The organism is Acinetobacter sp. 22512 (genome assembly GCF_052044755.1).
Taxonomy (GTDB): Bacteria; Pseudomonadota; Gammaproteobacteria; order Pseudomonadales; family Moraxellaceae; genus Acinetobacter; species Acinetobacter pittii.
Map to the genome: position 1 here is coordinate 73,376 of NZ_JBQENP010000013.1, position 20,357 is coordinate 93,732.

At 36.6% G+C, this 20,357-nt stretch carries 21 protein-coding genes and 1 pseudogene; 12 read left to right on the forward strand and 10 right to left on the reverse strand.

Annotated features, from left to right (window positions below):
• Positions 1 to 226: 226 nt before the first annotated feature.
• Positions 227 to 457, forward strand: a complete 231-nt coding sequence (locus ACTJJG_RS14110) for a hypothetical protein (RefSeq protein WP_017386805.1) — start codon at positions 227 to 229, stop codon at positions 455 to 457.
• Positions 458 to 492: 35 nt separating this feature from the next.
• On the opposite strand, the gene ACTJJG_RS14115 is transcribed toward ACTJJG_RS14110, so the two are convergent.
• Positions 493 to 1,239, reverse strand: a complete 747-nt coding sequence (locus ACTJJG_RS14115) for a phosphodiester glycosidase family protein (protein WP_017386804.1) — start codon at positions 1,237 to 1,239, stop codon at positions 493 to 495.
• A 193-nt stretch (positions 1,240 to 1,432) separates the two neighbouring features.
• Between ACTJJG_RS14115 and ACTJJG_RS14120 the strand changes: the two genes are divergently transcribed.
• Positions 1,433 to 2,023, forward strand: a complete 591-nt coding sequence (locus tag ACTJJG_RS14120; protein ID WP_017386803.1) for a lecithin retinol acyltransferase family protein — start codon at positions 1,433 to 1,435, stop codon at positions 2,021 to 2,023.
• A gap of 45 nt (positions 2,024 to 2,068) precedes the next feature.
• Here ACTJJG_RS14120 and ACTJJG_RS14125 read toward each other — a convergent pair whose 3' ends face one another.
• Positions 2,069 to 2,659: a YceI family protein gene (locus ACTJJG_RS14125; RefSeq protein WP_017386802.1), complete on the reverse strand. Its 591-nt coding sequence runs from the start codon at positions 2,657 to 2,659 to the stop codon at positions 2,069 to 2,071.
• Between the two features lie 213 nt (positions 2,660 to 2,872).
• Here ACTJJG_RS14125 and ACTJJG_RS14130 point away from each other — a divergent pair, with 213 nt between their 5' ends.
• Positions 2,873 to 3,280 (forward strand): OsmC family protein, encoded by a 408-nt coding sequence (locus tag ACTJJG_RS14130; protein WP_372552526.1) that lies wholly within the window; start codon positions 2,873 to 2,875, stop codon positions 3,278 to 3,280.
• A gap of 56 nt (positions 3,281 to 3,336) precedes the next feature.
• On the opposite strand, the gene tkt is transcribed toward ACTJJG_RS14130, so the two are convergent.
• On the reverse strand, positions 3,337 to 5,325 hold the full coding sequence (tkt, locus tag ACTJJG_RS14135; RefSeq protein ID WP_372552527.1) for a transketolase: 1,989 nt from the start codon (positions 5,323 to 5,325) through the stop codon (positions 3,337 to 3,339).
• Positions 5,326 to 5,861: 536 nt separating this feature from the next.
• Here tkt and metK point away from each other — a divergent pair.
• On the forward strand, positions 5,862 to 7,028 hold the full coding sequence (gene metK / locus ACTJJG_RS14140; protein ID WP_005069601.1) for a methionine adenosyltransferase: 1,167 nt from the start codon (positions 5,862 to 5,864) through the stop codon (positions 7,026 to 7,028).
• A gap of 128 nt (positions 7,029 to 7,156) precedes the next feature.
• Here the strand turns inward: metK and ACTJJG_RS14145 are convergent, their stop codons facing one another.
• Positions 7,157 to 7,405 carry a hypothetical protein gene (locus ACTJJG_RS14145; protein ID WP_002121448.1) on the reverse strand — a complete coding sequence of 83 codons (249 nt, stop codon included), beginning with the start codon at positions 7,403 to 7,405 and terminating at the stop codon, positions 7,157 to 7,159.
• Between the two features lie 259 nt (positions 7,406 to 7,664).
• Here ACTJJG_RS14145 and ACTJJG_RS14150 point away from each other — a divergent pair, with 259 nt between their 5' ends.
• The gene (locus tag ACTJJG_RS14150; protein WP_069119277.1) at positions 7,665 to 7,856 is read left to right on the forward strand and encodes a hypothetical protein; all 192 of its coding nucleotides are present in this window, start codon (positions 7,665 to 7,667) and stop codon (positions 7,854 to 7,856) included.
• A 66-nt stretch (positions 7,857 to 7,922) separates the two neighbouring features.
• On the opposite strand, the gene ACTJJG_RS14155 is transcribed toward ACTJJG_RS14150, so the two are convergent.
• Positions 7,923 to 8,489, reverse strand: coding sequence for an FxsA family protein (locus tag ACTJJG_RS14155; RefSeq protein ID WP_002121432.1), 567 nt, complete (start codon positions 8,487 to 8,489; stop codon positions 7,923 to 7,925).
• 412 nt (positions 8,490 to 8,901) lie between these two features.
• Between ACTJJG_RS14155 and ACTJJG_RS14160 the strand changes: the two genes are divergently transcribed.
• The gene (locus tag ACTJJG_RS14160) at positions 8,902 to 9,723 is read left to right on the forward strand and encodes an OXA-213 family carbapenem-hydrolyzing class D beta-lactamase OXA-1045 (protein WP_046811527.1); all 822 of its coding nucleotides are present in this window, start codon (positions 8,902 to 8,904) and stop codon (positions 9,721 to 9,723) included.
• A gap of 79 nt (positions 9,724 to 9,802) precedes the next feature.
• Here the strand turns inward: ACTJJG_RS14160 and ACTJJG_RS14165 are convergent, their stop codons facing one another.
• Together ACTJJG_RS14165 and ACTJJG_RS14170 are read right to left on the reverse strand one after the other, a co-directional pair.
• The gene (locus ACTJJG_RS14165; protein ID WP_017482297.1) at positions 9,803 to 10,348 is read right to left on the reverse strand and encodes a GNAT family N-acetyltransferase; all 546 of its coding nucleotides are present in this window, start codon (positions 10,346 to 10,348) and stop codon (positions 9,803 to 9,805) included.
• Positions 10,345 to 10,938: a helix-turn-helix domain-containing protein gene (locus tag ACTJJG_RS14170; RefSeq protein ID WP_069119275.1), complete on the reverse strand. Its 594-nt coding sequence runs from the start codon at positions 10,936 to 10,938 to the stop codon at positions 10,345 to 10,347. The genes ACTJJG_RS14165 and ACTJJG_RS14170 overlap by 4 nt, the downstream gene beginning before the upstream one ends.
• Positions 10,939 to 11,135: 197 nt before the next feature.
• Between ACTJJG_RS14170 and ruvC the strand changes: the two genes are divergently transcribed.
• Positions 11,136 to 11,681: a crossover junction endodeoxyribonuclease RuvC gene (gene ruvC, locus ACTJJG_RS14175; RefSeq protein WP_002121356.1), complete on the forward strand. Its 546-nt coding sequence runs from the start codon at positions 11,136 to 11,138 to the stop codon at positions 11,679 to 11,681.
• Between the two features lie 3 nt (positions 11,682 to 11,684).
• On the opposite strand, the gene ACTJJG_RS14180 is transcribed toward ruvC, so the two are convergent.
• Positions 11,685 to 13,145, reverse strand: a complete 1,461-nt coding sequence (locus tag ACTJJG_RS14180) for a bifunctional ADP-dependent NAD(P)H-hydrate dehydratase/NAD(P)H-hydrate epimerase (protein WP_069119273.1) — start codon at positions 13,143 to 13,145, stop codon at positions 11,685 to 11,687.
• Between the two features lie 26 nt (positions 13,146 to 13,171).
• Between ACTJJG_RS14180 and queG the strand changes: the two genes are divergently transcribed.
• Together queG and bioB are read left to right on the forward strand one after the other, a co-directional pair.
• Positions 13,172 to 14,272, forward strand: coding sequence for a tRNA epoxyqueuosine(34) reductase QueG (gene queG, locus ACTJJG_RS14185; RefSeq protein ID WP_069037019.1), 1,101 nt, complete (start codon positions 13,172 to 13,174; stop codon positions 14,270 to 14,272).
• A gap of 87 nt (positions 14,273 to 14,359) precedes the next feature.
• The gene (gene bioB, locus ACTJJG_RS14190) at positions 14,360 to 15,349 is read left to right on the forward strand and encodes a biotin synthase BioB (RefSeq protein ID WP_017386794.1); all 990 of its coding nucleotides are present in this window, start codon (positions 14,360 to 14,362) and stop codon (positions 15,347 to 15,349) included.
• Positions 15,350 to 15,397: 48 nt separating this feature from the next.
• Here the strand turns inward: bioB and ACTJJG_RS14195 are convergent, their stop codons facing one another.
• Together ACTJJG_RS14195 and ACTJJG_RS14200 are read right to left on the reverse strand one after the other, a co-directional pair.
• The gene (locus ACTJJG_RS14195; RefSeq protein ID WP_002121471.1) at positions 15,398 to 15,610 is read right to left on the reverse strand and encodes a hypothetical protein; all 213 of its coding nucleotides are present in this window, start codon (positions 15,608 to 15,610) and stop codon (positions 15,398 to 15,400) included.
• A gap of 63 nt (positions 15,611 to 15,673) precedes the next feature.
• Positions 15,674 to 16,024, reverse strand: coding sequence for a hypothetical protein (locus tag ACTJJG_RS14200; protein WP_017386793.1), 351 nt, complete (start codon positions 16,022 to 16,024; stop codon positions 15,674 to 15,676).
• A 445-nt stretch (positions 16,025 to 16,469) separates the two neighbouring features.
• Between ACTJJG_RS14200 and ACTJJG_RS14205 the strand changes: the two genes are divergently transcribed.
• From ACTJJG_RS14205 to ACTJJG_RS14215, 3 genes and pseudogenes are all read left to right on the forward strand, one after another.
• Positions 16,470 to 17,006 (forward strand): fimbrial protein, encoded by a 537-nt coding sequence (locus ACTJJG_RS14205; protein ID WP_440608968.1) that lies wholly within the window; start codon positions 16,470 to 16,472, stop codon positions 17,004 to 17,006.
• Positions 17,007 to 17,079: 73 nt separating this feature from the next.
• On the forward strand, positions 17,080 to 17,823 hold the full coding sequence (locus tag ACTJJG_RS14210) for a fimbrial biogenesis chaperone (protein WP_233752320.1): 744 nt from the start codon (positions 17,080 to 17,082) through the stop codon (positions 17,821 to 17,823).
• A 139-nt stretch (positions 17,824 to 17,962) separates the two neighbouring features.
• Positions 17,963 to 20,300 (forward strand): annotated as a pseudogene (locus ACTJJG_RS14215) (fimbria/pilus outer membrane usher protein); the annotation flags it as partial.
• Between the last annotated feature and the right edge of the window lie 57 nt (positions 20,301 to 20,357).

Sequence of the window (20,357 nt, forward strand, 5' to 3'; positions counted from 1 at the left end):
TTTAAGTAAGGAGGTTATATACCTCCTTATTTTTTAACGCTTTATTAGTTAAGTATTTAAATTTTCAAAAAATATCAAGTCATCTATTCGTCATAATTTCGTTTAACTCAAGCATTCCCATCGAAAATTCTCGAGTTTAAGTGGTGGATTTATCACTTATAGAGTCTTGTATTTTATTTTAAATTGGCTATATTTCGAGCTATGTTAGGTTGTATATGAAGGCTCTATGAGTTTTTGGCAAAAGCTGTTCTTGGCAGATCAACAGCATAACGAGCATAAAAACCAAACTGCTTGTGTTGAAAATGACTGCTCATGTAAAACTAATGAACAACTTCTAAGTGCACTTGCACAAGTAACAGATGAAGATGTCATTAAGGGAATTAAAAAAGTTCTTATTTCCCGTGGTTATAGCCGAAAAGAGTTAAATGAACTCACTCAAAAACCGTCTATTCATTAATTAAAAAGCCAGTCTTGTACTGGCTTTTTTATATTTCACTTTAATGCACAATTAGACTCATCCACCCAACCGACCATTGGTCCCATTTGAAATTGCTGATCATTCCGATTGTTCTTTTGCATATATAAACTAGAAATAGAACCATCGAGATATAAAGCTTGCTCTACTTTAAGATTTCTTTGAAAAAACTCGGCAAAATTATAGAAATTCACCCTATTTTTCGATATTACAAAGTAGAGTTTATTATCTCGAATACCAACTCCATTACGAATTTTCTTTGATTGAGAGTTTGGTAAAAAAAGGGAATTTATCTTTCCTTCAATAACTAACATTGGCCCAGATTGGGTTGCATAATCAACTTTCAAATTTTGTAGGCTATATTGTTGCGTAGTTAAAACAAAGACCTGTTTTTTATTCCAAGCCAACACGCCATTCGGCTGTAAAAAGAAATTTCCCAATCCTTTATGCTCATTTAAGGGCTGAACTACCTTAGCTCGTTCAATATACAACCCTACTGGAGAAAATCCTAAATGAAACATCCCTGCATTCATTGCAAAGCTAAGCTGCTCACACTGCTTTAATTGTTCCTCAATATTGTTAAAGCTTTTATAGTATTGCTGATTATTAGGATTCTTTAAAAACAAGTGCAATGCTTTAAAATCGCTGATCGAAACCACATCGTATTGATCACCTTCCACCGTTTTAACCTGCTGATGTGCTATAGCATATGCAGACTGAAACAAAAGCCCATACAAAGCTAAGCACCCGACGACCCATTTCATTTAACGTCACCTGACATGACATTTTCCCTTCATATTAATTTCTTAAATTATATACAAGAAATATGAATAGATTGGATATGCATCAAATTCCTTCATTCGACGTAATCAATACACTGCAAATTGCTGATATTGGTTATAATGTTTAGCAGCTTTTCAATAAAAGCCATTTACACTTTATTGGATCAGCGTAAGCATGCAACAACTGAATAAACGCTACCCTTTAGGGGCTCACCTCATCGTAAAGCATCTCGGCTATAGCCATCATGGTATATATGCAGGGAGAGGTCGAGTTATCCATTATTCCGGCTTAGCTCATTTCATCAAAAAACGCCCGATTGAAATCACTTCAATAGATGCTTTCTCGCATGGCAAAAAAATACACGTCCGTTCTTATGACAAACCTCGTTATAAAGGAAAGATTGTTGTTCGCCGAATGCGTTCTCGTATGCATGAAAACCACTATCATTTGATTATTAATAACTGTGAACATCTATGTAGTTGGGCAATTACGGGTATTGAAAGTAGCACTCAAGTTGAACGTATGATGCATCGCTTAACGACTATTGGCTATGTAAGCTCAATCATGAGCTATATGAATGGTATGATGCTGACCGTTGCAACTACATGTTTTGCTCTGGTTCTTTATATTAAAAAGAAACTGCGCGATCAGGCAAAAAGAAAAGTCCCTACTTACCAGTTCTTAAGAGAAAAATCTCAGAAAAGAAATATCGATCCTTCAGCGCCTTTAGTATTTATAGACCCAGATAAAAAAGAGCCAGTCTAAATAAAAAAGCCCTCATATTTGAGGGCTTTTTAGAAAACTTATAACTTATTTTTTAGCTGCATTAGCAACAGTTGCTTCTGTCGTAATATTTACAGTGATCTTATCACCAACGTTCGGTACATAACTTCCTAAACCAAAGTCAGAACGCTTGAATGAAGTTGTAGCATTAAAACCAATCGCTGGAACTTTAGCCATTGGATGCTCGCCCTGCTTGTTTAAAACAGCGTCAAGTACAACTGGCTTAGTTACGCCTTTAACAGTTAAGTCACCAGTAATTTTAAAGTGCTTTTTGTCTTTGGTTTCAACTTTAGTACTTTTAAACGTAATATTTGGATATTTAGCAGCATTAAACCAAGCTTCTTCTTGGAACTCTTTATCTAAAGCAGGTACGTTTGTATTTACACTGCTTAAAGGAATAGTCACATTTACAGATGAGTTTGCTGGTTTAGCATTATCAACTTTAATTACACCTTGGATATCCGAGAAGTTAGCGCTTGGAGTAGAGAAACCAAAGTGATTCCATGAGAAAACAGTAGCTGTATGTGTTGGGTCAATTTTGTAGTCTACTGGTGCAGCTAAAGTAACTGAACTAGCCAATGCTACTGCCAAACCGAAGCTTAATGTTTTAAGATGCATTTTTCGTATCCTTTATTGATATAGTCATTAGTGTATACATCAAGTAATTTAATTCACTATTCTTTATAAAACGATATGTTTCATCCATGCAACAATAAAAGCGTTACAGTTGTTATTCAAAAACAATATTATAAAGTTTAGATATTCTTTTATTCGAAGCTTCAGATTTATTAATTTTTATTACGATTTTATTCATGAATAACAAGGTAAAACATGGTTAATACAGCCCAAGCACAAAGTACTTCTACCCCATATCGAGTAACTCTTACCGATCCTTCAGGTCATCAATGGTTTGCAGATGAACCAACTGATAAAGGTGGACAAGATACAGCTCCGAACCCGGTTCAGCTTTTATTAGCCGCTTTAGGAGCTTGCACTACAATTACATTAGAAATGTATGCGAATCTTAAAGGTATTAAGCTTGATCATGTTCAAGTGGATTTAGCATTAAACCCAAATGGCGAACCTGAAAAAGGCCAAAATAATATTGAGCGTAAAATTACGCTCAAAGGTGAATTTACTGAAGACCAGCATAAGCGATTACTAAAAGTTGCAGAGAATTGCCCTATTCATAAGTTATTAACCTCTCAGATTAATATCCAAACAGAACTAACTAGTTAACTTCTCAAATAAAAAAAGCGCTCTATCTAGAGCGCTTTTTTACACTACTTTAATATTTAAGCAGTTAATTCTTTTACCGCTGCAACAACAGCTTCAGTCGTAATACCAAAGAATTGGAACAAATCTTTTGCTGGCGCAGACTCACCATAAGTTGTCATACCAATTACTTTGCCATCAAGACCAACAAACTTCCACCAATAGTCAACATGAGCCGCTTCAACAGCAACACGCGCACGGATATGAGCTGGTAATACTGCTTCACGGTATGCAGCATCTTGCTTCATAAATTCTTCAGCACATGGCATAGAAACTACACGCACACCTTCAAGTTGTGCATAAGCTTCCATTGCTAAAGAAATTTCAGAACCAGTTGCAATAATAATTGCTTTTAATTCGCCTTTTTCTTGAGCAAGTACATAACCACCTTTTGCAGCGTTTTGAATTTGCTCTTCAGAACGTGTTTGGAATGGTAAGTTTTGACGAGAGAAAATAAGTGCTGTAGGACCATCTTTACGTTTTAAAGCAGATTTCCAAGCAATTGCAGTTTCTACAGTATCCGCTGGACGCCATGTATTTAAGTTAGGTGTACCACGCAATGAAGCAATTTGTTCAATCGGTTGGTGAGTTGGACCATCTTCACCCAGACCGATTGAGTCATGTGTATAAACATGAATTACACGTTGTTTCATTAATGCAGACATACGTACCGCATTACGTGCATATTCCATAAACATTAAGAATGTTGCAACGTAAGGAACAAAACCGCCATGTAATGCAACGCCATTTGCGATCGCAGTCATACCAAATTCACGTACGCCATAGTAGACATAGTTACCAGCTGGGTTTTCTTGAACACCTTGGCAACCTTTCCAAAGTGTTAAGTTAGAACCTGCTAAGTCAGCGGAACCACCTAACAATTCAGGTAATAAAGGACCAAATGCTTGTAATGTATTTTGGCTTGCTTTACGAGTTGCAATTGTCTCGCCTTTCGCATTTGTTTCACGAATGAAAGCATCTGCTTGCGCTGCAAATTCTGCTGGTAAATCACCACTGATACGACGAAGTAACTCAGCTGCTTCAGTTGGATATTTTGCTTGATATTGTGCAAATACCGCATTCCAAGCCGCTTCAGATTCACTACCTTTTGCTTTTGCATCCCATGCAGCATATACATCAGCAGGAATAACAAATGCTTCTTCGTTCCAGCCTAATGCTTCACGAGTTAAAGTAATTTCATCTTTACCTAATGGCGCACCATGACAGTCTTCTTTACCCTGCTTATTCGGTGAACCTAAACCAATAATCGTTTTACACATAATGATTGTTGGTTTCTGAGTTTCAGCTTTTGCTTCGATTGTCGCTTGACGAATCGCATCAGCATCATGACCATCTACACGAAGAACTTGCCAACCATAGGCTTTGAAACGCTCTTCTGTATCGTCGCTGAACCAGCCTTCTACTTCACCATCAATTGAAATGCCATTATCATCATAATAAGCAATCAATTTACCAAGTTGTAAGGTGCCAGCTAAAGAACATACTTCGTGAGAAATACCTTCCATTAAACAGCCATCACCTAAGAAACAGTAAGTGAAATGGTCAACAACTTTTAAATCATCTTTATTAAATTGAGCAGCCAATGTTTTTTCTGCTAAAGCAAAACCAACAGCATTAGCAATACCTTGACCTAAAGGACCAGTTGTCGTCTCTACACCCGGTGCATAGCCATATTCAGGATGACCAGGAGTTCTAGAATGCAATTGACGGAACTGTTTTAAATCTTCAATTGAAAGATCATAACCTGTTAAATGAAGCAAAGCGTATTGCAACATTGAGCCATGGCCATTTGATAAAACGAAACGGTCACGGTTTGCCCATTGTGGATTTGTTGGGTTGTGATTTAAAAACTCACGCCAGACGACGTCAGCAATATCTGCCATCCCCATTGGAGCACCTGGATGCCCTGAGTTTGCTTGTTGCACAGCATCCATTGCCAATACACGAATTGCATTTGCAATACGACGTTCGTTTAAAGGGGTCGTCATAGATCAGAATCCAATTTTAATAGATTGATGAAAAGAAGAAGATGAATAACCATTCAATGCCGCTATATTGTCTTAAAAAAAAGGCTTAGGGTAAACCCCAACACGGTATATTTCTTTATTTTTAACCGTTTCTTGGTTACACAAAAAACATTTGAATCTTTAAGTTATACAAAACAGTGTTCATTTTTCTGCACAACGCCTAAATGTAAGAACATTAATCTTGTTAGCTTTTGATATATAGATAAAATAGTTAGCCAATCCTGTATGCGTTGATCATGTTTCTTTACTTTAAAATTCAAATTCTGATATTTAAGATTTTTATTAAGTTATATGTTTAAAAAACACACTAGCAACAAGTTGTTAAAATATAAATACTTTAAATTAAAGCTTTCTATATCAATTTTGCTAATACACTTATCAATTAAAACACACTATAAATGAAATAAATTCATGCTTTTTAGTCAGTATGAACTGGTCCTCAAGCTCAAGTCGATGTAACATATTATGTCTTTTGAAATAACCAAGATAGGACTTTCATGCGCGAGTACGCTGTTTTTACCTCGGAATCTGTAAGCGAAGGTCATCCCGATAAAATGGCCGACCAAATTAGCGACGCTATTTTGGATGCAATCTTAAAAGAAGACCCATACGCACGTGTTGCTTGTGAAACACTGGTAAAAACAGGCGCTGTTGTACTTGCTGGTGAAGTAACAACGACTGCTAATATTGATGTTGAAGCTGTTGTTCGTAATACTGTTAACGGTATAGGTTATCACCACTCTGATCTTGGCTTTGATGGATCAACGTGTGCTGTAATCAATATGATTGGTAAACAATCTCCTGAAATTGCTCAAGGTGTAGACCGTCAAAAACCAGAAGATCAAGGTGCTGGTGACCAAGGCCTAATGTTCGGTTATGCAAGCCGTGAAACAGACGTGCTTATGCCTGCGCCGATTTCTTATGCTCACCGCTTAATGGAGCGTCAAGCTGAACTTCGTCGTTCAGGTGCCCTTCCATGGTTACGCCCAGATGCAAAAAGCCAAGTTACTTTTGCCTATGAAAATGGCAAGCCTGTACGTCTAGATGCTGTTGTTTTATCTACTCAGCACGATCCTGAAATTTCTCAAAGCCAGCTTAAAGAAGCAGTTATTGAAGAAATTATCAAACCGATCATCCCTGCTGAAATGTTCCATGCAGCTACTAAGTTCCACATTAACCCAACAGGTATGTTCGTTATTGGCGGCCCTGTAGGTGACTGTGGTTTAACGGGTCGTAAAATTATTGTTGATACATACGGCGGTATGGCTCGTCACGGCGGTGGTGCTTTCTCTGGTAAAGATCCATCTAAAGTTGACCGTTCTGCTGCTTATGCTGGTCGTTATGTTGCAAAAAATATCGTAGCTGCTGGTCTTGCTGACAAATGTGAAATTCAAGTGAGTTACGCAATTGGTGTAGCAGAACCTACTTCGATTTCAATTAATACCTTTGGTACAGCAAAAGTTTCTGATGAGTTGATTATTCAACTTGTACGTGATCATTTCGATTTAAGACCGTTTGGTATTACTCGTATGTTGGATCTTCTTCAACCAATGTACAAACAAACCGCGGCTTATGGTCATTTTGGTCGCGAAGGTTCAGATTCTGCATTTACTTGGGAAAAAACTGATAAAGTTGATGCCCTTAAAGATGCTGCTGGCCTCTAAAATAAAATCGTAAAAAAGCCCGCCATTGAGCGGGCTTTTTTATTTATAGTTCAAATTTTATGGTATGTAGGGTTTAATCTTCTAGCAATCATCCTTGACGCCATATCATTTGTAGCTGTAATCAAAATCTATTGTCTTGTCGTTTTATCATCCTGATTTAATACATCCAGTAAAGTTGACTGCGTTGGAGTATCTTGATGGTTCTGGATATAAATATGGACAACTTTAAATACAACGACAACAGCTAGACAAGCCATCACACAAAACATCCATAAGCCATACGGGCTTCGAATATGTTGTGAACCACAATATGGACATGATTTATCAGTCGATGCCACAACTTTGTCGCAACACGCACAATGGTATTGATATAGCATAGGTAACCCTCCTTCCCTCATTTCAACCGTTGTTGTTTTAATAGGTTTGCTACATTTTTTAATTTATACATCCTTTATATTTATCCTATGTGAAACGAATAGATAATTCAATCTGGATGAACAATTGAGTCAATTAAAAAATATTAATTAAAAACATATATATAAGTTAAATATTATTTTTATAGGACTATTTTTCTTATTTTGATATTTTGCCAAATTTGTTAAAATAAGCGAATAATCTCACATTTTAGGCAAATGCATGTCACATACAAAGCTCATTAATAAAGGTGGCTTTCGCGAACGAGCAAACCGAAGCCGAGGTTATCAACAATCTGAAAATAAGCAAACAGCCTTAGCTTCAAACAAATACCAACCTCAAACAAAACCACAAGAAAGCCCAACTGAAGTGGCTCAAACAGATTCTGTTGTGGCTGAACATCTAACTAAATAATTTATATCTTCTTAAAATAAAAAAGGCCTAAACTTTAGAGGTTTAGGCCTTTAAATAAGGTATTTATTAATCCTTATTTTTATGTTCAATTTTCTTGTGATCTGGAGTGACTTCTCGCGCTTCGCCATCAATAATACTTGAATCACGGTATTGACCTTGACTACCACCACCTTGTTGATTCTGCATATCTTGCATTTGGCGCATTAGATCGGCAAATGGATTTTGCCCCCCCATATTACCGCCCATACCACCCATCATTTTATCCATCATAGCTTGTTGGCGTTTTGCCAAAGTTCTCATGGCTATATTACGGAAAGCAGTTTGAACACCAGGGATCAAAATTAAAACCGCTAACACATCAGAAACAAGGCCTGGCAACATTAATAAGAAACCTGCAAAAGCATAAGCAAGTTTTTTAGTTACTGTTGGGTCATTACCGAGTTGGCCAGTCATCTGCATTTGCTGTAATTGAGGCATAATACCAGCAGTACTTCTGCGAATAAGCCCCAAACCAATAAAGAAAGCAAGAATGAACCAAAAGAACACATACCATCCACTGATGAACTGTGCTACGCCAATCCATACGGCAATTTCAACAATCGCGCCCAGAACTACAATAAGAAGTAAATTCATGTAAAACTTTATCTATCTCAAAAAGAAAATTCATTGCAGTTTATTTGCCCCAACCCTATCGAAACAGCCAGAGTCTGCAATACTAGAGTACATTTGATTTTAACTCGATAAAAACAAACATGCTTTATTATTAATGAGTGCTGTATCAAGTTTATCAAGTGCGACTTCAATTAGATTTTAATTTTTTACTCTAGTTAAACGGAAAGTCCTTCAAAAAAGCAGCTTTTTAGTCTAGTTGAAAACTTAGATTCTTAGAAAAATTGGATATATTTCTTTTATATAGTAGTTTTATAAAATTTTAAAAAGTAGTGCATAGATATAGAATTTCGTTAATAACTTACATTTTTTCTATCTAAAAGGACTTCTATTCAAGTTAAATTAAAGAATAACTCTTTTAAACCCACATAGACTCATGACTAAAAAAGCTCTTTTCTTTGCCATTGGTACGATGTTTTTATCGGCATGTTCTTTTAATACGGTAGAACAGCATCAAATACAGTCAATTTCTACCAATAAAAACTCAGAGAAAATTAAATCGTTGTTTGATCAAGCACAAACTGAAGGTGTTTTAGTTATAAAACGTGGACAAACAGAGGAAGTCTATGGCAATGATCTTAAAAGAGCATCAACCGAATATGTTCCCGCCTCTACCTTTAAAATGTTAAATGCTTTGATTGGACTTGAGCATCATAAAGCAATGCCAACTGAAGTGTTTAAATGGGATGGGCAAAAACGTTTATTTCCTGATTGGGAAAAGGACATGACTCTAGGCGATGCTATGAAAGCTTCTACTATTCCAGTTTATCAGGAACTAGCTCGACGAATTGGCCTTGATCTTATGTCTAAAGAGGTAAAACGCGTTGGTTTCGGTAATGCTGATATTGGTTCAAAAGTAGATAATTTTTGGCTTGTTGGCCCACTTAAAATTACACCTCAGCAGGAAGCACAGTTTGCTTATGAATTAGCCCATAAAACTCTTCCCTTTAGCAAAAATGTACAAGAACAAGTTCAATCTATGCTGTTCATAGAAGAAAAAAATGGACGGAAAATTTATGCCAAAAGTGGTTGGGGATGGGATGTTGACCCACAAGTTGGTTGGTTTACAGGCTGGGTAGTTCAACCACAAGGAGAAATTGTAGCTTTCTCACTTAATTTAGAAATGAAAAAAGGCATACCTAGTTCTATTCGAAAAGAAATTGCTTATAAAGGATTAGAGCAGCTAGGTATTTTATAATTTGAACTTTATAGCCCAGCTTATATTCATCCTTATAAACTGGGTTATTTTAAAACTTGAAATTTGAAAACCTTATTATTTATCCGTCAACTGGCGTATGGGGTGTATTTAAATTTAACTGATAGAAAGCAGCATCCAACCATTGACCAAACTTAAAACCGACTTGCTTAAAAGTACCTGCATGGATAAAGCCCATTTTTTCATGTAAACCGATACTTGCTTGGTTGGTTGCATCAATACAGCCTATCAATACATGTAAGTCTGCCTCTTGAGCACGCTTAATCAATTCTTGCATTAAAATTTTGCTTAATCCGCCGCCACGATGTTCATGATGAATATAAATACTATGTTCGACCGTATATTTATAGGCAGGAAAAGCTCTAAAAGTTCCCCAACTTGCAAAACCTAATAACTTGTTTGTCTCATCTACAATACCAATGACAGGAAAACCATTTTCTCTTTTAACTGCAAACCAGTTTTTCATCGACTCTTCAGAGCGCGGCAAATAGTCATACAAAGCAGTAGAATTGATAATTGCTTCATTCAAAATATCTAATATAGCCTTTGCATGTGTAGCTTCATGACAATCGATTAAACGTAAATTTGGATTAAGATTTTTAATCATGAAGATTCCTTAAGAATAGAGACGAGCTCATTACATACAACTAAAATATATCGAGCAGCTTTAGAAGAAGGATTGCTATATATGATCGGTTGATCTAATTGCATCGCCAAACAATCCCCCTCTTGTAAAGCATAAAAGTTTTCACCCAATTGAATATCAATTTGCCCCTCTATCACCCAAATTTGCTGTAATACAACTTTGGAATTCGCACTTGTTTCATAAGTAACTCGAGATTGAGCTGGAAATTCAATTTCAATGATCTGAAATGGAGATTTCCAATTTGGAGGCGAAACTTGACGACGAATATATCCTGTTTCTGGATCTTTCCATTCTGCTTGTTGAGTACGCCGTACCATAGGTTGAGGCGATTGAGTATTCTGCGGGGAATCAAATAGCTGAGTCAAAGGCACCCCTAAACCATTTGCTAGCTTTTCAAGAACAACAGCTGTAGGGCTCGCTTCTCCTCTTTCAATGAGTGAAATTGCTGAACGGCTTACCTGACATCGACTAGCAAGAACATCTAGGGTATATCCACGCGCTAGACGTATTTCACGCACTTGCTGCGCAATGCGGATATTAATATCTTCCATCTACCGATAAACTTTAATTCCAAAATTATAGATAAGTATTCCATTAAAATAGAATTACATCAAATGATTTTAAAGATATAAATTGATTCGATAAAAACCGAAAAATAACCATTCATCGCAGCATTCTTTAAATTACGCATGCAGAACCTTTTTGGCTATGTAACAATACACTCTAAACTATTTATATAAGTATTCACATGGCATTGATTATTGGTATTGATCCGGGTTCACGCTTAACAGGTTATGGAATCATTGAAAAAGATGGTAGTAAACTACGTTTTGTTGATGCCGGTACAATCCGAACAGAAACTCAAGAAATGCCAGAACGCTTAAAACGTATTTTTGCTGGCGTTGAGCGAATTGTGAAATTCCATGGTCCAACTGAAGCTGCGGTTGAGCAAGTCTTTATGGCTCAAAACCCAGACTCTGCCTTAAAATTAGGACAAGCCCGTGGTGCTGCCATAGCCGCATTAGTTAATTTAGATTTACAAGTTGCAGAATACACTGCCCGCCAAATTAAACAGTCTGTGGTTGGTTATGGCGCTGCCGATAAAGAACAAGTCCAAATGATGGTGATGCGATTACTTAATTTGACGATTAAACCTCAATCCGACGCAGCCGATGCCCTTGCTGCTGCTATCTGCCATGCACATGCATCGGGAAGCATGAGTAAACTTTCTGTTTTAAACGCCTTAGGTGGTATGGCACGTGGGCGAAGTCGTTCTAGCAGTCGTAGACGTTAAAACTTATTGATTTACGACCTGACTAATGGCTTGATTCATTTGGTAAGCCTGTAAACCACGCATACCTTGTTTTGCAAGTTCATCACCTGCTTGAGCATGCAGAGTCACTATCTCATGTAATGCAATACCTTTGTGGAACTGAGCTTTTAAGCTCGCAATCATTCCTGCTAACACATCTCCCATTCCACCTGTTCCCATACCAGCATTACCTTGCGTACAGATATACAAATTATCTTCTAAAATTAAGCTACCCGCTCCTTTAAGCACCCAATGGCCAGCATATTTTTGTTGTAAAGTATAAATTGCAGCAATTCGGTCATTTTCAATTTGCGCTGTAGAGCAACCAAGTAAAGTAGCAGCTTCTCCAGGATGAGGTGTGGCATAAATATGTGTATTTAACTTTTCAGGCTGTTTAGCCAGAAACCATAAAGCATCTGCATCTAAAACAACTTCTAGGCGTGTACTCTGATTTAACAAATTAAACCATTGTTGGTAAATCTGCTTTGCCCAATCGTCACGGCCTAATCCCATTCCAAAGCAGACTGCATCGACCTGAGATAGAATCTCTTTAATATTGTTTTCATCTAAAGCATTAATATCACGAAGCATAATATTAGGTGCCCGCGACAAAATGGCTTGATGATGGTTGCGATGACAAACCACTGTCACTTTGCCTGCACCCGCATGAAAAGCAGCTTCAGCAGCCATAATAACAGCCCCGCCCATTTGCTCATGTCCACCCACCACTAAAACATGCCCATAACTTCCCTTATGGCCAAATGCCATACGCTGAGGAAGTCTAATATTTGTGGGTGACAAATAAGCTAAGGGTATCAACTCGTGGTCTATAGGAATTAAATTAATTAAATGAACTTGTCCTGCGTACTCTTTACCTTGCCCTGTAAATAGTCCTGCTTTAAGACCTAAAACAGTAAAGGTATGATCAGTTCTTACTGAACAGGGTAAGACTTGTCCTGTATTTGCTTGTAAGCCACTCGGTATATCAATCGAAATTTTTAGGCCCACTTGTTCATTAAACTTTCGAATTACTTGTTGCCAACCTATATTTAATTCTCGGTTTAAACCTATGCCAAATAAAGCATCAATATGACAATCAAATGTTCTTTTAATATCAAAATTTGGATGAATTTGGGCTTTCATTTCTCTAGCAAATTGCGCTGCACAATGTAAATCGGTTGACTCACCCAATTGAGCTGCAAAGATTTCAACATTAAATCCAACTTGCTTCAGATAACTTGCTATAAAGTAACCATCACCTGCGTTATTGCCTTGCCCGCACCAAACAGCAATATTCTTGATAGGCCGATCTTTAAAAAGCTCAATAAGTTGCTGGGCAATTGACCAAGCCGCTTGTTGCATTAAACCTAATGAGGAGTTTTGCGCAGCAAACCAGCGCCGCTCCCATGCTCGAATATCATCGCTATGGTAAACTACCGCCTGCATATTATTATCCTCTTGCATTTTGGTTTATGACATCTTCCGACACATCACGCATTGCAGTGCAACAAATTGATCCACATGAATTAAAAGCATGGATCAAAGCTCAAGCATTAGACTTGGGTTTTGCTGATTGTGTCATCGCAAAACCAGATGCTCAAGAGCAAATGCCACGTTTTTTAGAGTATCTTGAACGTGGTTATCATGCAGATATGACTTATTTAGAAGAAAATCTAGAAAAACGAGCTGATCCAACACTATTAGTGCCTGGTACAAAAAGTATTATTTGTGTCCGCATGAATTATCTTGTGGAATCGCCAAAACCACGATATGTACCTTTAGAGCCTAATTCTGCCATTATCGCCCGCTATGCACGTGGCCGTGATTACCATAAAGTCATGCGTGGTAGATTGAAAACGCTAGCAACACGAATTCGTGAAAAAGTTGGTGACTTTGAATCTCGTCCTTTTGCAGATTCGGCGCCTATTTTTGAAAAATCATTAGCTGAAAGTGCTGGAATGGGTTGGACAGGTAAACACACTTTGCTCATTCATAAAAAGTCAGGTTCTTTTTTCGTATTAGGTGAGCTATTTACATCACTCGAGCTACCTTTCGACGAGCCTGCAACAGCACATTGTGGTTCTTGTAGCGCTTGTATTGATATTTGCCCGACGCAAGCAATTGTCGAGCCTTATATGTTAGATGCAAGACGTTGTATTGCCTATTTAACTATCGAATATAAAGGAATTATTGCTGAAGAATTACGTGCAGGTATTGGAAACCGAATATTTGGTTGTGATGACTGCCAGTTAATTTGTCCTTGGAATAGCTTTGCCAAAACAGCATCTATTTCTGATTTTAATCCTAGACATGGGTTAGATAATATTAGTCTGCTTGATATCTGGCAGTGGGATGAAGCCACTTTTTTAGCCAATACGGAAGGTAGCCCTATCCGTCGGACAGGTTATCAATCATTTAAACGTAATATTGCAATCGGATTAGGAAATGCTCCTTATTCAAAAGAAATTGTAGATCAACTACAAAATGGCAAAAATTTACATGACGAAATCGTCAAGGTGCATATTGATTGGGCAATTGAACAGCAACTTAATCAACTTCAGCTATCAAATTAAAAAAATGATGTTTTTTGCCCTATAGCTTTAATACGAATTCTGTATGATTATGTATAGTGAATTAATGCCATCATCATGGATATGACAATGACTCTACGTAATGATTGGAATCGTGAAGAAATCCAAGCTTTATATGAACAACCTTTTTTGGATTTAGTTTTCAAGGCTCAGCAAGTACATCGTGAGCACTTCACTGCCAATTCAATTCAGGTCAGTACCCTTTTATCTATTAAAACGGGTAAATGTCCTGAAGATTGCAAATACTGCTCACAATCGGCACATTACGAATCAAAATTAGAAGCAGAAAAACGTATTGCTGTTGAAAAAGTGATTAGTGAAGCGAAAGCTGCAAAAGATTCAGGTTCTTCACGTTTTTGTATGGGTGCTGCTTGGCGTAACCCACATGAGCGCGATATGCCTTATGTTTTAGAAATGGTACGTGAAGTTAAAGCATTAGGTATGGAAACCTGTATGACTTTAGGGATGCTTAACCAATCTCAAGCAGAACGCCTAAAGGTTGCTGGTTTAGATTACTATAACCACAATTTAGATACATCTCGTGAGTATTATTCTCACATCATTAGTACTCGTACTTTTGATGACCGTTTAAATACCCTTGATTATGTTCGTCAAGCTGGTATGAAAGTTTGTAGTGGCGGTATTGTGGGTTTAGGCGAAACTCGTGAAGACCGAATTGGTTTATTACATGAACTAGCTACCCTACCAATTCACCCTGAATCTGTGCCAATCAATATGCTTGTTCCTATTGAAGGAACACCTTTAGCTGATGTTGAAAAGCTTGATGTAATTGAGTGGATTCGTACTATTGCTGTGGCGCGTATTATCATGCCTCATAGTTATATCCGTCTCTCTGCGGGCCGCGAATCATTAAGTGATTCAGACCAAGCATTAGCATTTATGGCAGGTGCAAACTCATTATTCTCTGGTGATAAACTACTAACCACACCAAATGCCGGTGAAGGTAAAGACCAAGCTTTATTTAATAAACTAGGTTTAACGGCTGAAAAACCAAAGCCAACAGTTGCTGATTTATCAGTAGATGCAATGAGTGCTTAACTCAAATTAGAAAATTTAAAAGCCCTGATCATTCAGGGCTTTTTTCATTTATATAGAAGTTACTAATATTCCGTAAGTAGCATTTAGAAAGGTTCCGACTCGAATAATATCCTTTCCTGCCGCATGCGTTACTGTGAATTCTTGGCTCAACACATCAAAATTGAAAGAATCAAAAACATCTTGATGGTGTAAAAGCCAAGTCACTGTATCTGCTACATTTTCATCCGCAATATAAGTTAAGGCCTTGAAGTCTTTACTCATAAATAACTCTTAAAAATAAATTTTATGAATTTTATATGAGTTCACTCTACCTTAAAAGAAAATCTAAGCTGCTTTAGGATTTACTAACGAATGACCTGACAATAGACTTGCCAAGGCTTGAGGTGTAAATTCTAAAGAAAGTACATGATTTTTGAGATTGACTGAATGCTTGCTAATTAATGGAAGTAAGCCATCTTCTGTTTCAAAGACATATTCATCTGCAATATTTAAGATACCTTCAAGGTTTGTCGTACTTGAAGCAAGATCATGGCTAAAGATGTCATAAATCGTTTGCAAGTTAAACGTTGTTTGCTGCTCCGTCGGATGCTTGATGAGATAATCCTTTAAAAATAAAACTAATTTATGAGCAAAGAAAAAGTAATTAGGTTTATAGCTATACTTCATAGTATTCATGGAACTGAACTCCAGATTATCTTTTATTGAATTACAACTAAAACAGTAGGAATTGAACCTTAAAAAATTCTTAAAAAATTAAATATATTTATAAGATATACACAAAACAATTTTATCATTAAAAAACAATAGCTTAATCAAAAATATTAGATATATATTATCTTAAATATTTTAAAATTTCATTAATTCAATAAAATACAATTACTTAGATATTACTAATTTTTAAATTCTATTTTAAATAAAAACTAATTAATTATTTTACCAAATGATAAAAAATAAATTTTTTAATTTTTGTTAATAAAAACAATTGATCAAAATATATATAAATATAATGTTTTTCTTGTTTTTTGATTGAAAAGTGATATATTTCCCTCGCCTTACTTAATCAGAATAAACTTACTGAAAAGTAATGGATTTTATTTTAAAAAGCTATTCTGGGGATTTTATGAAAAAATTTATTTTTGTGGCGGCAGTTTCTTTCTTAAATATAGCAAATGCACAAGCAGCAGATGGCACAATTACTATTAATGGTCTTGTCACGGATAATACTTGTACTATTGATACTGGAGATAAAAATTTAACAATCAATTTGCCTACTGTTTCATCTCAAACCTTAAAAAATGCTGGTGATGTAGCTGGTCGTACACCTTTTCAAATTAATTTAACGAACTGTACCGCTGCAGGTAAAGTCGCAACTTATTTTGAACCAGGCGCAACCGTTGACTTTAATACGGGTCGTTTGTTAAACCAAGCAACTTCTGGTGCAGCAACAAATGTAAATATTCAATTACTTGGCAGTAATAATGCTGTGATTCCTGTACTTGCTACAAGCACAAATGAAACTCAAATGAATTCACAATGGGTAAATGTTTCAGCAGGCGGTAGTGCTGATCTTAACTATTATGCTGAATATTATGCTACAGGTGCTTCTACTGCTGGTACGGTAACATCGCAAGTAAAATACACGATCATTTATCAATAAACTTAAAATTGAAGCTTCTATTCATGAATAGAAGCTATCTCCTTCCTATTATTTGTTATTGAGAATATGACTGATGCTTTTTCGTGGTCGTAAATTTTTTTGGGGATTAGTTTGTCTGCAAGTAGCGCTCACTACTACAGGCCATACTGAAATTGTTTTACATGGTACTCGTGTCATTTATCCTTCAAATGCCCGGGAGATCACATTACAACTGAGTAATAACGGCACGGCCCCGTCTCTTGTTCAAGCATGGATCGATGATGGAAATGCAAAGTCAACACCAGATGAAACAAATGTACCTTTCATTATTACTCCACCAATTTCACGAGTAGAAGCAACTAAGGGGCAAACCTTAAGAATTACAGCGCTGCCTACTACATCTCAACTAAGCCAACAACAAGAATCTATTTTTTGGCTTAATGTTTTAGATATCCCTCCTAAACCTGAAGGGAGCACTCAACAAGGGCAAACCACAACAACCTCTAACAATTTTTTGCAACTCGCTGTTCGTTCGCGAATTAAATTTTTTTACCGCCCTATAGATCTAAAAGAAAATATTGATCAACTAAGTGACAAAGTCGTGTGGGAAATAAATGATCAATATCTAATGATAAAAAATCCGACACCTTTTTTTCTTACTATCACCTCCATTTTTCAAGGAAGTGAAGGCCATAAAACAGACTTATTGCAACAAGGCTTAATGATTGCCCCTTATTCAGAGGATAAAATTAAACTAAAAAATAAAAACTTAGCAGATATGAGCTTTGTGTATATCAATGATTACGGTGGACGAGTTGAGCACCCAATAAAATTCTAACCTCATTGTATTTCTTAAGAAAATTTAAAACCTATCATGAGTAGGCTCTAGAACTATGTCTAAATGGTTTATACCTTATATATGTTTAAAAAGCCCCTTTACTTGGTATGTCGTCTCAAGTATTACGCTATTCATGTCTATGGCTATATATGCTGAAAATACTACTGATGTTCCACATTTTACAAAGGCTGAATTTGATAGCAATTTCTTAGTAGGTAATGCACAAAAAATTGATATAGCTCGCTTCAAATACGGAAACCCGATCTTGCCTGGTGAATATAGCTTAGATGTTTATATTAATGGTCAATGGCTGGGTAAACGGCGTATGCGATTTACTGCCTCAGCCCCTAACATAAATGCTGAAACATGTTTTACAGAGGCCATGTTGCTTGAATATGGGGTAAAAGCTAATGTTCTAAGTCAACATGACTCTAATTCATCTCTTTCATGTAAAGCACTCGCTTCATGGATAGATAGTGCTTTTTATGTATTTGATAGTTCCCGTTTAAGAATTGATATTTCGATCCCGCAAGTCATCTTAGAAAAAAATCCGCAAGGCTATATCGATCCACATTTGTGGGATCGTGGTATTAATGCAGCTTTTTTAAGCTATAACGCCACAGCATATCGAATAGTCAATGAACAACATGCAAATAGTTATGCTTTTATGGGAACCAATCTTGGAGCAAATTTAGCAAGTTGGCAGTTTCGCCATAATGGACAATGGAAATGGCAAAGCCAATCTAATTCTCAATCTAATAATTCTTCTTATACCTCGACAAATACATATGTACAAAAGGCATTTCCAGATATCCATGGTGTTGTGACTTTAGGAGAATATTTTACTAATAGCGATTTTATTAACTCTTTGCCCTATCGTGGAATGAATATTTCAAGTGATGACCGAATGCTTCCAAATAGTATGCTCAGTTATGCTCCAAGAGTTCGAGGTTATGCCAAAACCAATGCAAAAGTCGAAGTTAGACAACAAGGTAATTTAATTTACCAAACCACAGTCCCACCAGGAAACTTTGAAATTAATGATCTCTATCCCACAGGATTTGGAGGTGAGTTACAAGTTTCGGTACTTGAATCTAATGGAGTAGTTCAAAAATATTCTATTCCATATGCTTCTGTAATTGAAATGCTACGTCCTCAAATGAGTCGATATTCATTCACCTTAGGACAATTTCGAGACCCAAACATTAAGTTAACTCCATGGCTAATACAGGGTAAATATCAACGCGGAATCAATAATTACCTTACAACTTATAGCGCAATTCAAGGAACACAGCAGTATTTCTCTGTATTGTTAGGTACAGCTTTTTCAATGCCTATTGGCGCTATTTCTTTTGATGCAACACATTCAAATGCCAATTTTTCTTATCAACCTAAAATGACAGGGCAAAGTTATCGTTTAAGTTACAATAAGTTATTTTCTCCAACGCATACTAACTTAACACTAGCAACTTATCGTTATTCAACACAAAACTATCTCAAACTACGTGATGCAATTTTGATTCGGGACTTACAAGAGCAAAACATTGATAGTTTTTCGGTAGGTAAGCAAAAAAGTGAATTCCAGCTTAATTTAAAATCAAGCTCTTCCAAACCAATGGGGAAATTTCTATTTAGTAGGTTCGTGGACAAACTATTGGAACCAGTCTACTACTAATAAGCAATTGCAATTAGGTTATAGCAACCAATTTAAAGATTTAACTTATAGTTTCTCTGCAATTAATAGTGAAACTATTGAAGCTAGCGGGCGAGCTAACCAAGATACTCAATATCTCATTTCTCTATCCTTTCCCTTAGATTTTAAGAAAAGCTCTTTAAATTTTAATAGTCTTATAAGTGAAGATAGCCAAATTCTGAGTTTTAGCGGTTTTACAGGAAACCGGTTGAATTACGGCGCATCAATTTCCAGTCAAAACCATGGGCAAACGAATCTCAATATCAATGGCAACTATAAGACAAACTACACAACATTAGGTGCTTCTTTTAGTTACGCTGACTCATATCAACAAGAAATGCTTAACTTGAGTGGCAATATCGTTACTCACTCCCAAGGAATTCTGTTTGGTCCAGATCAAGCTCAAACAATGGTTTTAGTTTATGCACCAGATGCAACAGGAGCACAAGTCGGTAATACACCAGGCCTCAGCATAAACAAAAAGGGATATGCGGTTATCCCATATGTTACGCCTTACCATATGAATGACATTAGCCTTGACCCACAAAACATGTCTACACAGGTTGAGCTAGCTGAAAGTAGCTTACGTATTGCTCCCTATGCAGGCTCAATCACTAAAGTTCAATTCACAACAAAAAAAGGTTACGCACTTTTTATCAGCCCGACCACTTTAGATGGCTCACATTTACCTTTTGCCGCACAGGTATATAACCAGAATAACGAAGTAATAGGTATTGTTGTGCAAGGCAGCCGTATTTATTTACGAACCCCCTTAACCCATGACCTTGATATGTGCTGAATTAGCAGGAGACTTTCACTTGGGATATGCTAGGCAGCTAAC

Excerpts from the sequence above, each read along its gene's own strand:
- ACTJJG_RS14110 (WP_017386805.1), top strand. The coding sequence starts at position 227 with ATGAGTTTTTGGCAAAAGCTGTTCTTGGCAGATCAACAGCATAACGAG.
- ACTJJG_RS14115 (WP_017386804.1), bottom strand. The coding sequence starts at position 1,239 with ATGAAATGGGTCGTCGGGTGCTTAGCTTTGTATGGGCTTTTGTTTCAG.
- ACTJJG_RS14120 (WP_017386803.1), top strand. The coding sequence starts at position 1,433 with ATGCAACAACTGAATAAACGCTACCCTTTAGGGGCTCACCTCATCGTA.
- ACTJJG_RS14125 (WP_017386802.1), bottom strand. The coding sequence starts at position 2,659 with ATGCATCTTAAAACATTAAGCTTCGGTTTGGCAGTAGCATTGGCTAGT.
- ACTJJG_RS14130 (WP_372552526.1), top strand. The coding sequence starts at position 2,873 with ATGGTTAATACAGCCCAAGCACAAAGTACTTCTACCCCATATCGAGTA.
- tkt (WP_372552527.1), bottom strand. The coding sequence starts at position 5,325 with ATGACGACCCCTTTAAACGAACGTCGTATTGCAAATGCAATTCGTGTA.
- metK (WP_005069601.1), top strand. The coding sequence starts at position 5,862 with ATGCGCGAGTACGCTGTTTTTACCTCGGAATCTGTAAGCGAAGGTCAT.
- ACTJJG_RS14145 (WP_002121448.1), bottom strand. The coding sequence starts at position 7,405 with ATGCTATATCAATACCATTGTGCGTGTTGCGACAAAGTTGTGGCATCG.
- ACTJJG_RS14150 (WP_069119277.1), top strand. The coding sequence starts at position 7,665 with ATGTCACATACAAAGCTCATTAATAAAGGTGGCTTTCGCGAACGAGCA.
- ACTJJG_RS14155 (WP_002121432.1), bottom strand. The coding sequence starts at position 8,489 with ATGAATTTACTTCTTATTGTAGTTCTGGGCGCGATTGTTGAAATTGCC.
- ACTJJG_RS14160 (WP_046811527.1), top strand. The coding sequence starts at position 8,902 with ATGACTAAAAAAGCTCTTTTCTTTGCCATTGGTACGATGTTTTTATCG.
- ACTJJG_RS14165 (WP_017482297.1), bottom strand. The coding sequence starts at position 10,348 with ATGATTAAAAATCTTAATCCAAATTTACGTTTAATCGATTGTCATGAA.
- ACTJJG_RS14170 (WP_069119275.1), bottom strand. The coding sequence starts at position 10,938 with ATGGAAGATATTAATATCCGCATTGCGCAGCAAGTGCGTGAAATACGT.
- ruvC (WP_002121356.1), top strand. The coding sequence starts at position 11,136 with ATGGCATTGATTATTGGTATTGATCCGGGTTCACGCTTAACAGGTTAT.
- ACTJJG_RS14180 (WP_069119273.1), bottom strand. The coding sequence starts at position 13,145 with ATGCAGGCGGTAGTTTACCATAGCGATGATATTCGAGCATGGGAGCGG.
- queG (WP_069037019.1), top strand. The coding sequence starts at position 13,172 with ATGACATCTTCCGACACATCACGCATTGCAGTGCAACAAATTGATCCA.
- bioB (WP_017386794.1), top strand. The coding sequence starts at position 14,360 with ATGACTCTACGTAATGATTGGAATCGTGAAGAAATCCAAGCTTTATAT.
- ACTJJG_RS14195 (WP_002121471.1), bottom strand. The coding sequence starts at position 15,610 with ATGAGTAAAGACTTCAAGGCCTTAACTTATATTGCGGATGAAAATGTA.
- ACTJJG_RS14200 (WP_017386793.1), bottom strand. The coding sequence starts at position 16,024 with ATGAATACTATGAAGTATAGCTATAAACCTAATTACTTTTTCTTTGCT.
- ACTJJG_RS14205 (WP_440608968.1), top strand. The coding sequence starts at position 16,470 with ATGAAAAAATTTATTTTTGTGGCGGCAGTTTCTTTCTTAAATATAGCA.
- ACTJJG_RS14210 (WP_233752320.1), top strand. The coding sequence starts at position 17,080 with ATGCTTTTTCGTGGTCGTAAATTTTTTTGGGGATTAGTTTGTCTGCAA.